This is a genomic window from Marinobacter sp., from assembly GCF_041687235.1.
GTDB lineage: Bacteria > Pseudomonadota > Gammaproteobacteria > Pseudomonadales > Oleiphilaceae > Marinobacter.
Window position 1 is genome coordinate 21,229 of the sequence record NZ_JAWLCH010000019.1, and the last position, 12,982, is coordinate 34,210.

Here is a 12,982-nt window from a genome sequence, read left to right on the forward strand (position 1 = left end):
GCGCATTAACCAGGCGAAATATTTGAATGAGACGTTCTCTTCTAGGTGTAGCCGTTGGCCTCGCTGTAGCTGTGTCCGGCCTGAAGCCAGCACTTGCTGATCAGTTCACTGTTGCGGATATCGAGGTGGAAGGCCTGCAGAGGGTATCTGCAGGTACTGTGTTTTCCGCGTTCCCTGTCAACATTGGTGAGCAGGTGGACGAGACCGAGCTGGCCGAGGCGATCAAGTCGCTGTTCCGGACCGGGCTGTTTACCGACATTGAGGCCAGCCGGGATGCCGGCGTGCTTATCCTGACGGTTCGCGAGCGCCCCTCCATCAGCGACATCGAGATTGACGGTAACAAGAACATTGAAACCGAGATGTTGATGGATGCGCTCGGAGGTGCCGGGCTCCAGGAAGGGCAGGTGTTCCGCCGAGCGACCCTTGAGCGCCTTGAGCTGGAGATCCTGCGCTCCTACATTGCTCAGGGGCGGTACAACGCCCGGGTGAAGGCAAGCGCGGAAGAGCTGCCCAGAAACCGGGTTGCGATTCGACTGGATATAAACGAAGGCTCAGTCGCCGCCATTCATCATATCAATCTGATTGGTAACGAGGATTTCAGTGACGAGGAGTTGCTGGACCTGTTTGAGCTGCAGTCCACGAGCTGGTGGAATTCGATTACCAATTCGGACAAGTACGCAAGAGAGCGGCTCAGCGGCGATCTCGAGTCGCTGCGGTCGTTTTATCTTGATCGCGGTTATCTGGACTTCAACGTTGAATCCAGCCAGGTGTCTATCTCGCCGGACAAGCAAAAGGTCTTCATCGCGATCGCTCTCAATGAAGGTCCCAAGTACACCATTTCCGAGATCAACCTCCGTGGCGATCTCATTGTGGATGAAGAGGAGCTACGTTCGCTGATACCGGTGGAGGAGGGCGACGTCTTTTCACGCTCCCGCATGACGGCGATTTCGGAATCTCTGGCATTCCGCCTTGGCCGCGAGGGTTACGCTTTTGCCAACGTCAATGCCGTTCCAGAACCGGGTGAGAACAATACGGCTTCGGTCACCTTCTTTGTTGAACCTGGCAAGCGGGCCTACGTGCGCAGGATCAATTTCGAGGGCAATGTTTCGACACGTGATGATGTCTTGCGCCAGGAAATGACCCAGATGGAAGGCGGTGTTGCTTCCTCTGACCGTATCGAATTTTCCAAGACCAGGCTGGAACGGCTGGGCTTCTTCCAGGCTGTAAACGTGGACACCGTTCCGGTTCCGGGCACGGATGACCTGGTTGATGTTAACTACTCGGTGGAAGAGCAGCCAACCGGCAGTCTGTCGGCCTCGGTGGGCTTTTCACAGGATTCCGGGGTCATCCTCGGTGCCAATGTTTCCGAAAACAACTTCTTCGGTACTGGCAAGAGGGTGTCCTTTGGTGTGAACGTCAGCGATGCCATCAAGAGTGCCAACATCTCATACTCCGACCCCTATTACACGGTCGATGGCGTAAGCCGAGGCTTCAGTGTGTTCGCCCGTGAGACGGACTACGAAGAAGAGGACATCTCCTCATTCCTGCTGGACGAGTACGGTGGCCGTGTTACCTTCGGCTATCCAACAGACAGTATCACCCGTCTGAATTTCGGCGCCGGTGTAACCCAGTCGAACCTCAAGGAAGGTCTGTTCACTTCGCAGGAAGTGAGTGACTTCATTGATGAAGAAGGCGACTCCTTCACCAACTTCTTCCTGTTCGGAAGCTGGCGGCGCAGTACGCTGAACCGTGGCGTGTTACCAACAGATGGGTACAGTCACTCGCTGTCACTCGATGTGGCAGTGCCTGGTAGTGATCTGACCTTCTACAAGGCAACTCATAAAACCGACTTCTACTATCCGGTTACCGACGACAATCGCTGGGTGTTCCGGGCACGGTCTGAAATCGGCTACGGCGATGGCTATGGCGATCGCTCCCAAATGCCGTTCTACGAACATTTCTACACAGGCGGTTATGGTTCGGTTCGCGGTTACGAGGCCAACTCCCTGGGGCTAAGGGCAACCAATAACGTGAACGATCTGTCTGACCCGGATCCTTTCGGCGGCAATCTGCTGACAGAAGGTGGGCTGGAGTTGATTTTCCCGACACCTTTCGCGGGTGATACCCGATCCATGAGGACGGCCTTCTTCCTGGACGCCGGCCAGGTTTTTGACACAGCACGGGGATTTGATCCCGAGCTTGGTGAGATCCGGACGGCAGCGGGCGTCGGCTTCCAGTGGATTACTGCCGTGGGTCCACTGGCGTTCAGTCTCGCCTACCCCCTGAATGACAAGGCTGGCGATGATACCCAGGTGTTCCAGTTCTCACTGGGCCAGACCTTCTAAAGCATGGATAATAACAATCTACGGATGAAAACCAGGAGAAAACCAATGTCCCGATTCGTGTTGATGTTCACTGCAGTGATCATGGCGGTTTCATTCCCGGCCATGGCCGAAACCCGTATTGGTGTGGTCGACCTGCGTCAGGCGCTGTTCTCGTCTGAAGATGCCAAGACCTTCAGCGAATCGCTCCAGAAGGATTTTGCAGGTGACGAAGCCCGGGTGCGTGAAGCTCAGGAAGAAGCCCGCAAGCTTCAGGAGCGCCTGGAGAAAGACGGCGCCATGATGAACGAAAGCGAGCGCAACAAGCTTTCCGGCGAGTTTCAGGAAAGGGTAAAAGAGTTTAACTTTTTGAAGCAGCGTCTGGATTCAACGGTGAACCAGCGCAAGCAGGCGTTTCTGGAACAGGCCCGTCCAGAAGTGGATGCCGCTGTTAAAGAGCTTCTTGAGGAGAACGACCTCGACCTGATCCTGCCAAGCGAAGCCGTTGTCTATGTGAAGCCGGAAATGAATCTGACCTCTCAGCTTCTCGACAAACTGAACCGTTAATCTGTGACGGGCACCCCGGTGCCCTGATCGTTGCTTGGGAGCACGCAATGACAGAAAGGTCCTATCGCCTTGGGGATATTGCCGATGCCCTGGGTGCGGAGCTTCGGGGTGATCCTGATGTCAAGGTATCAGGGCTTGCAACGCTGCAGGCCGCCTTGCCGGGCCAGATCAGTTTCCTGGCAAACCCATCCTATGGCAAATACCTGCCGGATACGCGTGCGTCGGCTGTCATCGTGTCTCCGGCCACCGCGAAGGATGCCCCGACCAACGTCCTGTTACTGGACAACCCCTACCTCGGCTATGCTCGCCTGAGTCACTGGTTTGACCCTGCTCCGGTCGCCTCACCCGGTGTCCATCCGAGCGCTGTCGTCGATCCTTCCGCTTCACTCGCCGGCGATGCCTGTATCGGTCCCAACGTGGTGGTGGAGGCGGGTGCCGAGATTGGCGAGAAAGTGGTCGTTGGAGCCGGCTCCGTTATTGGCGCCCGTACCAGAATCGGGGCGCATACAGTCATACGGCCAAGAGTCACTCTGGCTCACGACGTGGTCGTTGGTCAGCGCTGCCACATCCTCAGTGGTGCCGTCATCGGCTCCGACGGGTTTGGTTTCGCCAATGAGAAGGGGGTATGGCATCGTATCGCCCAGCTTGGTCGGGTGGTTCTCGGGGATGACGTGGAAGTGGGAGCCAACACCACCATCGATCGCGGTGCACTGGACGACACCGTGATCGGCAATGGTGTAAAGCTCGATAACCTGATCCAGATTGCCCATAACGTTCGCATCGGCGATCACAGCGCCATGGCGGCTATGGTTGGTATTGCCGGTAGCACCCGTATTGGCAGGAACTGTGTATTTGGTGGCGCCTCCGGTGTGGCTGGCCACCTGGAGATTGCCGATCAGGTTCATCTGACAGGTATGACCCTGGTAACCGGTGATATCCGGGAGCCGGGGGTCTATTCATCCGGCACCAGCGCCGATAGTAACCGTCAATGGCGCAAAAATGCTGTGCGCTTTCGCCAGCTGGATGCCCTGGCACGACGGGTCAAAGAACTGGAAAAGAAATTAGAGGGCTGAGGCCGATCAACATGATGAACATCGACGAAATTCTGGAATACCTGCCACACCGATACCCGTTCTTGCTGGTGGATCGGGTAACGGAGGTCGAAAAGGGAAAGTCGATCAAGGGCTACAAGAATATTTCGTTTAACGAGCCGTTCTTTCAGGGCCATTTCCCGAACAATCCCATTATGCCAGGTGTATTGATTATCGAGGCCATGGCTCAGCTGTCAGGTATTCTCGGTTTTGTGACTGTAGGCCGGAAACCTGCTGATGGCGTGGTACAATACCTCGCCGGTTCCAGTAAGGCCCGGTTCAAACGTCCGGTTCTGCCAGGGGACCAACTGTGTATGGAATCGGAATTCATCTCCGGTAAACGGGGTATCTACAAATTCGAGTGTCGCGCCCTGGTCGACGGTGAAGTCGTATGCGTGGCAGAGATTCTGACCGCTGAGAGAGAAGTTTGATGGCGACAAATGACTGGTCGGGTGTCCATCCTCAGGCAATTGTAGACCCGTCAGCCAGGCTTGGGGACAACGTCACTGTTGGACCCTGGAGTTACATTGGCCCGGATGTGGAAATCGGCGAGGGGACCGAGGTTCTCTCCCACGTGGTCGTTAAAGGGCCAACGGTGATTGGCCGTAACAACCGCATTTTCCAGTTCTGCAGTATTGGCGAAGAGTGCCAGGACAAAAAGTACGCAGGCGAGCCCACCACCCTGGTAATTGGTGACAACAACGTGATTCGTGAGAACTGTACCATTCACCGTGGCACGGTTCAGGATCGTGGGGAAACCCGTATTGGCAGCGGCAACCTTCTGATGGCCTATGTTCATGTTGCCCATGATTGCATCGTTGGCGACAACACCATTCTGGCCAATTGCGCGACCCTGGCTGGCCACGTAACCGTCGGTGATTTTGCGATACTGGGCGGTGGCACCATGGTGCACCAGTTCTGCCATATTGGTCCTCACAGTATGGCGGCCGGTGGCAGCATTGTTTTGAAAGACATTCCGGCTTACGTGATGGCCAGTGGCCAGTCTGCAGAGCCGCACGGCATGAATGTGGAAGGCCTTAAGCGCCGCGGGTTCAGCAAGGACGTACTTTTGGCCCTGCGCCGGGCCTATAAGGTCATCTACCGTCAGGGTCTGACGACCGAACAGGCGGTTGAAGAGTTGGAGAACGCCTATTCCGATGTGCCGGAAATACGGCCCCTCATTGACTCCCTGCGTGGAGCACACCGCGGCATCATCCGCTAGTCCGGCGGGAGCCACAGTCGGTGACGGATTTTTCTCACGCGATCATCAGCGAGCGTAAAATCACCTTCGGCATTATTGCCGGCGAGGCGTCGGGGGACATCCTCGGAGCCGGCCTTATCCGCTCACTTCGCCAGCGTTACCCCCATGCCCGCTTTGTGGGAATCGGTGGAGAAGAGATGATCGCCGAGGGCTTCCATTCGCTGGTGCCCATGGAGCGGCTGTCGGTGATGGGCCTGGTAGAGGTGCTGGGTCGTATCCGTGAGCTTTTCAGTATCCGTGCACGGTTATTGGACTATTTCTTTAGCACTCCTCCCGATGTGGTCATCGGCATTGACTCACCGGATTTTACCCTCGCCATCGAGCGACGCTGCCGTGAGGCAGGTATTCTCACTGTCCATTATGTGAGCCCCTCTGTCTGGGCCTGGCGCCAGAAGCGGATATTCAAGATTGCCAAATCCGTAAACCTCATGCTTACCCTGTTTCCCTTTGAGGCCCGATTTTACGAAGAGCATCAGGTACCCGTTGCTTTTGTGGGGCACCCGCTGGCCGATCGCATTCCCATGGCGCCGGATACCGTGAAAATGAGGGAGTCCCTTGGCATTGATGCCCATGCCTCGGTGCTGGCTGTCCTTCCGGGCAGTCGTGCAGGCGAGGTGGAGAGGCTTGGTACGCTGTTTTTGGAAGCGTCTCGCTGGATCCAGGAAAAACGCCCGGACCTTCAATTGGTCATACCCTGTGTGAATCGGGACCGGGAAAAACAGGTGCGTGATCTGGTCAATGCGTTGGATGTGAAATTGCCGGTCACTATCATTCGGGGCCGCTCCCGAGACGTAATGGCCGCTTCGGACGTAGTTCTGCTCGCATCTGGAACGGCAACGCTCGAAGCCATGCTGTTAAAAAAGCCGATGGTGGTAGGTTACCGTCTGAGCGGATTCAGCTACGCCCTGTTGTCGAAGTTGGTGAAGGTGCCCCACGTGGCGTTACCCAACTTGCTCGCCCAGCGCGAGCTGGTGCCGGAACTGCTTCAGGACGAAGCAACGGCCGAAAGCCTCGGTAAGGCGGTGCTCGAGCGTCTCGAGAACACGGAAGAGAGGGGGCGGCTCAAAGAAGCCTTCACCGAGCTGCACCATACTCTCAAGCAGGGTGCCGATGAAAAAGCCGCGCAGGCGATCTCGGATCTGGTAGAGCAGGGAGGCCGCTGATGCCGAAGGCTCCTTTGCCACCCTTCGAATGTCATTACAGGGGCTCTCTCCTGGCTGGTGTGGACGAGGTGGGTCGGGGACCGCTGATTGGAGCCGTCGTGACCGCTGCAGTCATTCTGGACCCGGACCGACCAATCGCTGGCCTCGCTGATTCAAAGAAACTCACCGAAAAGCGCCGAAATATACTTTTTGAGCAGATCCTTGAGCATGCCAGGGCCTGGAGTATTGGCCGCTGCGAGGCCCACGAGATCGACAGGCTAAATATCTATCAGGCAACGATGCTCGCCATGGAGCGTGCAGTTTCCGGTCTTGCAGTGAGGCCAGAATATGTCCTGGTGGACGGTAATCGATGTCCAGGATGGAGTTGGCCTTCAGAACCTGTCATCAAGGGCGATAGTCGGGTGGAAGCAATCAGTGCCGCTTCCATAATCGCCAAAGTAACTCGTGACAGAGAGATGGCCGAATTGGAGGCCCGATTCCCCGGATATGGCCTGGCCCAACACAAAGGCTATCCAACTCCCGTTCATCTTGAGGCCTTGCGTCGGCTTGGTGCAACGCCCGAACACCGCCGTTCCTTTCGTCCGGTTCAGGAAGTTATCGATGAGGTAGGGTTTTATCAGGGAGCTCTGACGCCCGACCAGGAGCGGCTGGAATACCCAACCGACCTTTTTGAAGATATCGATTGACAGTACCGCACTGAATCCTTAATATACGCGCACGTTGATCGGGGTAGCCCGATCAACAACCAGTTTTGATGCGGGGTGGAGCAGTCTGGTAGCTCGTCGGGCTCATAACCCGAAGGTCGTAGGTTCGAATCCTGCCCCCGCTACCATCTTTAAAACAAAGCCCGCTTTTGCGGGCTTTGTTGTTTTTAGCCCGTCAGTGACATAAGGCCCGCAATTGCGGGCCTTATTGCGTTTTAAGTTGCCCGCTTAGACCTTTTTACAATACCTCGCGCTACACCCAATCTCCCTGGGCAAAAAATTGCCCATCGTATCAGTAACTTCCCTTACTTCATTACCGATCCCTGACGAGAAATTGACAATTTCGTAACTAGGTAAATGACAGACTTCACATCGATAATCGGCCCCGTTTTATACAATTTCACAAAATCGACGATAAAATGGTTCCGAAAGCCTATGAAACGCGTCATCAAAATGTCACAGGCATGGATTGCCGCGTTTATTCTGGGATCACTGCTCACAGGGTGTGGAGGAGGTGGTTCTTCCGAGTCTGCAGGTACACAAACCGGTTCTGCTGATTCTGGCGGGCAGGTGTCTTCTCCAGAGCGCTCCGCCGTTCTGAGCTGGAGTGCGCCGCTGACCCGTGTGAACGGTGAGAGCATCCCTATGGGAGAGCTCGACCGATATGTAATCCGTTACGGCCAGGACGCTGAGGAGTTGAGCGAAGAGGTCGTTGTCACTAACGCCCAGGCCGAGGCAGAAATGTCTTATGAAGTAAGTGGTCTGGAAGCAGGGACCTGGTATTTCACCATTCAGGTTCAGGACACCAGTGGGCTGATCAGTGAGCCCTCCGATGTTGTAAGCAAGTCCATCCGTTCCTGAGTCGGAGTTCCCGCGCCTGAAGTTTGAAGTCTCAGGCCATCGGGTCCGCTATCGGGAGTTTCAGGGTGAATGAAGAGCCTTTGCCCGGCCTGGACCATACCGATATCTCCCCCCTGTGTTTTTCAACAACGGTTTTCACGAAGGAAAGTCCAAGGCCCGTTCCATGTACTCCAGCGAGCTCGGTACTCTTCTGGCGGCGATAGCGGTCGAACAGATACGGCAGTTCCTCCGGATCGATGCCGGTGCCTTCATCCGCGACCGTCAGGCAAGCCTGGTGTCCCGCACGGAATACCTGAATGCTGACGGCTGAGCCGCCAGGGCTGTATTGGACCGCATTGGTCAACAGGTTGATAACTGCCCGTTCCAGAAGCTCTGCGTTTCCTTTCAGCCAGAGATCCTCCGTACCCTGCAATTGAAGTTGAATCTCTTTTTCGACGGCCTGCTCACTGACGCTGTCCCGGGCGTTCTCAACGATGGCCAGGAACTCACACTCGTAGAACCGGGTTTCGGTTAACTGCTCGGCCCGTGCCAACTGCACGAACTCCTCGGCAAGGTGATAGCTTCGCCTGGCCAACCTGCCCAGTTGTTCCAGTTGGCTTTGTTCGATGTGGCTCGGGTCCCGTTTCAGTTGCTCGATCAGGGCAAGCTGGGAGACAAGTGGCGAGCGCACGTCATGGGAAATGAAGTCGATGGCTTCGCGGTGCTGTCTCTGCTGCTCCCGCAGTTCTGAAATATCAGAAATATTGGCGATTATGCCTTGCTGGTCGCTGTCAGGTAGTGAAAACGGCGCGAAGTGGATCAGGAAATCCTTGTCGCGGATTCTGAGGTCCACGGTTCGGCTCTGTCGCAGTGTCAGGGTGTCGGACACGGTTTCATGCCAGGGGGGTGTTTCCCTTGGATCATGCCCTTCAAGAAGCCTGACCAGAGGTAATCCGGCCAGGCTGGGCATGGGTTCCCGGAACCACTCCTCAATGTGCCCGTTGGCAAAGCGGATCACGCCAAGCTCATCGGTCACAATGATGCCGTCGGGCATGCGCTCGAAACTTCTTCGAATGAACTGCTGCATATGATTCAAGCGATCAGTGGCAATGCGGACACGTTCGATTCGGGCTGAAATGTTCTCGCTTGGCCTGGCAGTAGGATCTGCCTGGGCCGTTTGCTCAAGGCAAAGTCTGCGGAGGTAGCGCTGTATGGCTTCACGGCCGAGGTCGTTGGGAAGGACCAATCCAAGATGATACTGGGTGCCTCCGCGCAGCAGTTGAATCCAACTGCGATTGCTGTCATGAAACCAGTGGCCAGGTGTCAGGTTTTCCGGGATATCTGTGCGCGACAATTCCCGGGCGGAAAGAACATCATCTTCCTCGGTTAACAGCCACCCAGTGGGTCTGAACAGTGCCTGAAAGTGTTCCAGCAGCTGGGTTGGGTGTCTGCCTGAAGTCGGTGGCAGCGCCACCTGAGGGCTTCTGGCGAGGTCATCCAGCTGGCGGTTGAGGAACCGGTTGGTCATGGCAAGGCGCAGGCCGCTCGATACTGGAAATGCGAAAATGGGAACCAATACCGAGTTGGCGATCGGTACCCACCACCTCATTACCAGCAGCATGAACAGGTAGAACCCGGCCAGCGCAATTACAGCGGATGCGCAGGCAAGCAGAGTTCGTGCGGGGCGCATTGGGGGTAGGGAGAACGCCAGCAGCAGGATGGTTGTCAGCGCGAGCGCGGCGGAGGCCCACTTTGGCGCAGGCCGAATCAGCAGATCCCGAACCTGGGCAGAGTACACGTTGGCGTGAAATTCAACGCCGGACATGGGGCGGCTGAGGCCGGAAAACGGCGTCGGCAGTATGTCTCCGAAGCCAGCTGCTGTGGCGCCTACGAACACCGTTTTGTCCCGAAACAGTTCTGGTGAGGGGGGTTGAGTCAGTACCTGAGAGAACGAGTAGGCAGGCAGAGTCCCGGCGCCCCCGATCAGTGGAACGGCCCGATACTGGTCCCGGACGTTTACATAGGAGGGTGTGTCCCCGGTACGTGTGTTCTGCGGTCCTGCCCCTGTGGCTGCGAGGGCGAGGCTGGGCCAGAGTGTTTGCCCCAGGCCATTGAACAGATAGAGACCGCGCGCGACACCGTCGCTGTCCAACTCTACATGGGCATGGCCGAGACCAGCAGCCGCAGACGCAAGTGGTCCGACAGGCAGCTGTTCGCTCAACAGGTATTGCGATGTGGGCGGGGAAAGATAGGCCGGCAAAATCACATTGCCATGGCTGCGCATCTGCGCTGCGAGTTGCTCGTCGTCAGGTGACGATTCCGCAAACAGGATATCGAAGACGATGGTTTTTGCGCCTGCCTGTTCAAGCTTGGCAATCAGCTCTGCGTGCAGACTACGGGGCCAGGGCCAGCGGCCCAGACGATCCAGACTCAGCTCGTCAATAGTAACCAGAACCAGCTCATCGGAGGCTTTCACAGGGTTCGAGGTAATGGTCTGGTCGTATAGCCAGAAATCCAGCCGTTCTGGCAGTTCAGTGGTCTGGGTGAGCAGAAGGAGTGCCAGCAGTATCAGGCCCAGTGTCCAGGGGGTCGTTTTTATTGGCAGCCAATCCCGGTTCATGAGCCCTGCTGTGCGTTTCGGTCGATCAAAGGTTTATTCCAGGTACAATTCCCTCCCTGGTCCCCAGCGGCTTTGCAGAGGGCCATCAGAAAGAGCTTTCAGGCGCACAAAATACCGCCTTCCGGGAATAAGACGCAAGGCTGCGGTGGTATCAGACAACGTTGCTTCCTTGATGATGTTATTGAAACCGGGCTCCTCTGAGAGTTGCAGGCGGTAGTCTGCCGCGGTGTCAACCTTTTCCCAGAACACTCGAACCTGGCTGTCAATGTAGTTTACGCTGATAATTCGCACCGGAGGCAGGCTGCCGTTGACCACAAGTTGGCGCGGCTTCGTGGTGGCCACCGAATTGCCTCCAGCCTCAGTGACAACCCGCCAGTAGTACTTGCCGGGGCCGAGCGGGCGTGATGGCAGCGCAGTGGTTTCCGGGGCCCATTCGCTGGTGGCAATCAGGTTCCGGAATTCCTTGTCTTCGGCAATCTCTACCCTTGCCACTTCGTTTGCACCCTTGAGCTGCCACCGGAACTCGGGCATGTCATCATTCACCGTCGCGCCATCGGCCGGAGACTCCAGGCTGGCGGTCCGCGCCTGCAGATCGACCTCCACCGGAACGACACTGGGCATGCCTGCGGTGCCGCGAGTATCGAGGGCTGCCAGGTGAATTTCATAGCTGCCGTTGTCCAGTTGCCCGATATCAAAGCTGTTGCCGGAGATTTCACGGCTTTCCACCCAGCGACCGCTGTCGGTCTCAAAAATGTCCACCCTGTGGCGGGGGGCAGGGTCTTCCTGCCAGGTCATGGTTGATGGCAGTTGAGTCAGCTTTGGGGGGAGTGGGTTAACGGCTGGTGCCGGCGGAAGGCGGCGAATGCTCAGGCCCTCATTGCCGGTTGTGGACAGGCTGGCACCAAATCCGGCCGGAATACGGCGGGTCTTGCCAGGTTCTCCGAAATCGACGTCGCCCTCCGTGACTTGCAGGCTGGTGCCTCCCGGTGAGGTCTGAAGCGCAAATGCCGTTCCGCGAACAGCGGCAACTGCTGATGGTGTTTCAATCTCGAATCGGGCGCCGCCTTCCATTACCGGTTTCACCCGGGTATGGATTTCGCCGCTGTCGAGTCGGAGCCGGGTATCCACCATGCCGGCTTTGCCGTACTGGGTCAGACGATTGAAGATCAGTCGCGAATTGGGCGAAATCCGGACTTCCGAGCCATCAGCAAGTTCGATAGTGGCAGTTCCGGAAGCTGACAGGATTTCGTCTCCGACACGGATCAGAGTGTCTTCGTCGAGCGAAGTTTTACGGCCGGTACTTCCGGAAATCAGCTGAACAGTCCCGGCCACCGATGTGGCTCGTGCTGGTTGCGGCTGGCGCTTCAGCCAGGCCAGGGGGATTCTGACGCTATCGCCGGCTCCCAGCGTGGCACCATTGCCAATGCCGTTGTATTGCAGCAGGCGCCCGGCAGAGTAGTTTTGAGACAACAGGTCGTTGGCCACTTCCGAATAGCTTTCACCCGGTCGAAGAGTGTATATCCACTCTGGCATCGGGCTGGCGGAAGAGGTATCAGCATGACCTGCAGACCCACGCGTTACCGACAGTTCTGCAGCGGCAGGCATTGCGCCGATCAGTAGTGCAAGCGTCAGTAGCAGTGAAGGCAATCGCGCGGCCCGGCTGTCAGTCATTGGCCGCCCTGGCCGTTTCAGGGGCATCAAACGCCTGCTCCTGGGCCTTCATCGCTTCCAGGCGGTAGCCGCGCTGATAAATGGTTTTGATCCGGAAACCGTTCTCGGGGTTCAGACCCAGTCGCCGACGAAGGCGGCTCATGTGGGTGTCCACAGTACGGGTATTGATATCCCGCGCCAGCCCCCAGACCCGCTCAAGCAGCATTTCCCGGGTCAGCAGTCGACCCTGGTTCTGGAACAGGAAAAGGGTCAGGTCAAAATCCTTGTCGGTCAGGGTAAGCTCTTCACCGTGTAGGGAAATGACCCGTTGCTGGGTGTTGATTTCGAAGGGCCCATAGCGGAGAACTTCTTTCTCGCTGTCTGGATTGGTGCGCCTGGCCAGGGCGTTGATGCGCGCAACCAGTTCTGCTGCCCGGGCAGGTTTGGCGAGATAGTCATCGGCGCCAGCATCCAGAGCACGAACGATGTCTGCTTCGCTGTCCCTCTGGGTGAGGAAAACCACAGGAATCGGCCAGTTCAGCTGGGCCCGCACGCTTTCGAGAACATCAATGCCGGTCATATCCGGAATCTGCCAGTCCAGAATGAGCAGATCGTAGCTGCGGTGCAACACGGCGCTCAGGAAATTCTGGCCAGTAGGGAAGCTGTCGCAGTGGTGTCCGCGCTCAGACAGAATCGACTGGATGTGCTGTGCCTGTTCGGTTTCATCTTCAAGCAAAGCAATACGCATTAAGCCTCTCCCGGAGT

11 protein-coding genes and 1 tRNA gene are annotated in these 12,982 nt (G+C 56.9%); 9 read left to right on the top strand and 3 right to left on the bottom strand.

What is annotated here, in order from left to right; genetic code table 11:
- Window positions 1-26: 26 nt before the first annotated feature.
- The 9 genes from bamA to ACESMK_RS18075 all read left to right on the top strand — a co-directional run bounded on the left by bamA (window position 27) and on the right by ACESMK_RS18075 (window position 7,968).
- Window positions 27-2,345 (top strand): outer membrane protein assembly factor BamA, encoded by a 2,319-nt coding sequence (bamA, locus tag ACESMK_RS18035; RefSeq protein WP_373001643.1) that lies wholly within the window; start codon window positions 27-29, stop codon window positions 2,343-2,345.
- A 45-nt stretch (window positions 2,346-2,390) separates the two neighbouring features.
- On the top strand, window positions 2,391-2,888 hold the full coding sequence (locus ACESMK_RS18040) for an OmpH family outer membrane protein (RefSeq protein ID WP_373001645.1): 498 nt from the start codon (window positions 2,391-2,393) through the stop codon (window positions 2,886-2,888).
- A gap of 47 nt (window positions 2,889-2,935) precedes the next feature.
- Complete coding sequence (lpxD, locus tag ACESMK_RS18045) at window positions 2,936-3,961, top strand: UDP-3-O-(3-hydroxymyristoyl)glucosamine N-acyltransferase (RefSeq protein ID WP_373001647.1); 1,026 nt, start codon at window positions 2,936-2,938, stop codon at window positions 3,959-3,961.
- Between the two features lie 11 nt (window positions 3,962-3,972).
- Complete coding sequence (gene fabZ / locus ACESMK_RS18050) at window positions 3,973-4,410, top strand: 3-hydroxyacyl-ACP dehydratase FabZ (protein WP_373001649.1); 438 nt, start codon at window positions 3,973-3,975, stop codon at window positions 4,408-4,410.
- Entirely contained in the window at window positions 4,410-5,201 is a 792-nt protein-coding gene (gene lpxA / locus ACESMK_RS18055; RefSeq protein ID WP_373001651.1) for an acyl-ACP--UDP-N-acetylglucosamine O-acyltransferase, read from the top strand. Before fabZ ends, lpxA begins: the two co-directional genes overlap by 1 nt.
- Before the next feature lie 20 nt (window positions 5,202-5,221).
- On the top strand, window positions 5,222-6,403 hold the full coding sequence (lpxB, locus tag ACESMK_RS18060; protein WP_373001652.1) for a lipid-A-disaccharide synthase: 1,182 nt from the start codon (window positions 5,222-5,224) through the stop codon (window positions 6,401-6,403).
- The gene (gene rnhB / locus ACESMK_RS18065; RefSeq protein ID WP_373001654.1) at window positions 6,403-7,089 is read left to right on the top strand and encodes a ribonuclease HII; all 687 of its coding nucleotides are present in this window, start codon (window positions 6,403-6,405) and stop codon (window positions 7,087-7,089) included. Before lpxB ends, rnhB begins: the two co-directional genes overlap by 1 nt.
- A gap of 69 nt (window positions 7,090-7,158) precedes the next feature.
- Window positions 7,159-7,235, top strand: a tRNA-Met gene (locus tag ACESMK_RS18070).
- A 307-nt stretch (window positions 7,236-7,542) separates the two neighbouring features.
- A complete protein-coding gene (locus ACESMK_RS18075; protein WP_373001656.1) occupies window positions 7,543-7,968 on the top strand; it encodes a fibronectin type III domain-containing protein in 426 nt (141 codons plus the stop codon).
- A gap of 31 nt (window positions 7,969-7,999) precedes the next feature.
- Here the strand turns inward: ACESMK_RS18075 and ACESMK_RS18080 are convergent, their stop codons facing one another.
- From ACESMK_RS18080 to ACESMK_RS18090, 3 genes are read right to left on the bottom strand one after another with little or no spacing between them, the layout of a single operon-like run.
- Window positions 8,000-10,567 carry a CHASE2 domain-containing protein gene (locus tag ACESMK_RS18080; RefSeq protein WP_373001658.1) on the bottom strand — a complete coding sequence of 856 codons (2,568 nt, stop codon included), beginning with the start codon at window positions 10,565-10,567 and terminating at the stop codon, window positions 8,000-8,002.
- A gap of 33 nt (window positions 10,568-10,600) precedes the next feature.
- Window positions 10,601-12,238: a FecR domain-containing protein gene (locus ACESMK_RS18085; protein WP_373001660.1), complete on the bottom strand. Its 1,638-nt coding sequence runs from the start codon at window positions 12,236-12,238 to the stop codon at window positions 10,601-10,603.
- On the bottom strand, window positions 12,231-12,965 hold the full coding sequence (locus ACESMK_RS18090; protein WP_373001662.1) for a response regulator transcription factor: 735 nt from the start codon (window positions 12,963-12,965) through the stop codon (window positions 12,231-12,233). Before ACESMK_RS18090 ends, ACESMK_RS18085 begins: the two co-directional genes overlap by 8 nt.
- Between the last annotated feature and the right edge of the window lie 17 nt (window positions 12,966-12,982).

Bases quoted from the DNA above. Each gene is read 5' to 3' on its own strand.
- bamA (WP_373001643.1), top strand. From the start codon at position 27: ATGAGACGTTCTCTTCTAGGTGTAGCCGTTGGCCTCGCTGTAGCTGTG.
- ACESMK_RS18040 (WP_373001645.1), top strand. From the start codon at position 2,391: ATGTCCCGATTCGTGTTGATGTTCACTGCAGTGATCATGGCGGTTTCA.
- lpxD (WP_373001647.1), top strand. From the start codon at position 2,936: ATGACAGAAAGGTCCTATCGCCTTGGGGATATTGCCGATGCCCTGGGT.
- fabZ (WP_373001649.1), top strand. From the start codon at position 3,973: ATGATGAACATCGACGAAATTCTGGAATACCTGCCACACCGATACCCG.
- lpxA (WP_373001651.1), top strand. From the start codon at position 4,410: ATGGCGACAAATGACTGGTCGGGTGTCCATCCTCAGGCAATTGTAGAC.
- rnhB (WP_373001654.1), top strand. From the start codon at position 6,403: ATGCCGAAGGCTCCTTTGCCACCCTTCGAATGTCATTACAGGGGCTCT.
- ACESMK_RS18075 (WP_373001656.1), top strand. From the start codon at position 7,543: ATGAAACGCGTCATCAAAATGTCACAGGCATGGATTGCCGCGTTTATT.
- ACESMK_RS18080 (WP_373001658.1), bottom strand. From the start codon at position 10,567: ATGAACCGGGATTGGCTGCCAATAAAAACGACCCCCTGGACACTGGGC.
- ACESMK_RS18085 (WP_373001660.1), bottom strand. From the start codon at position 12,238: ATGACTGACAGCCGGGCCGCGCGATTGCCTTCACTGCTACTGACGCTT.
- ACESMK_RS18090 (WP_373001662.1), bottom strand. From the start codon at position 12,965: ATGCGTATTGCTTTGCTTGAAGATGAAACCGAACAGGCACAGCACATC.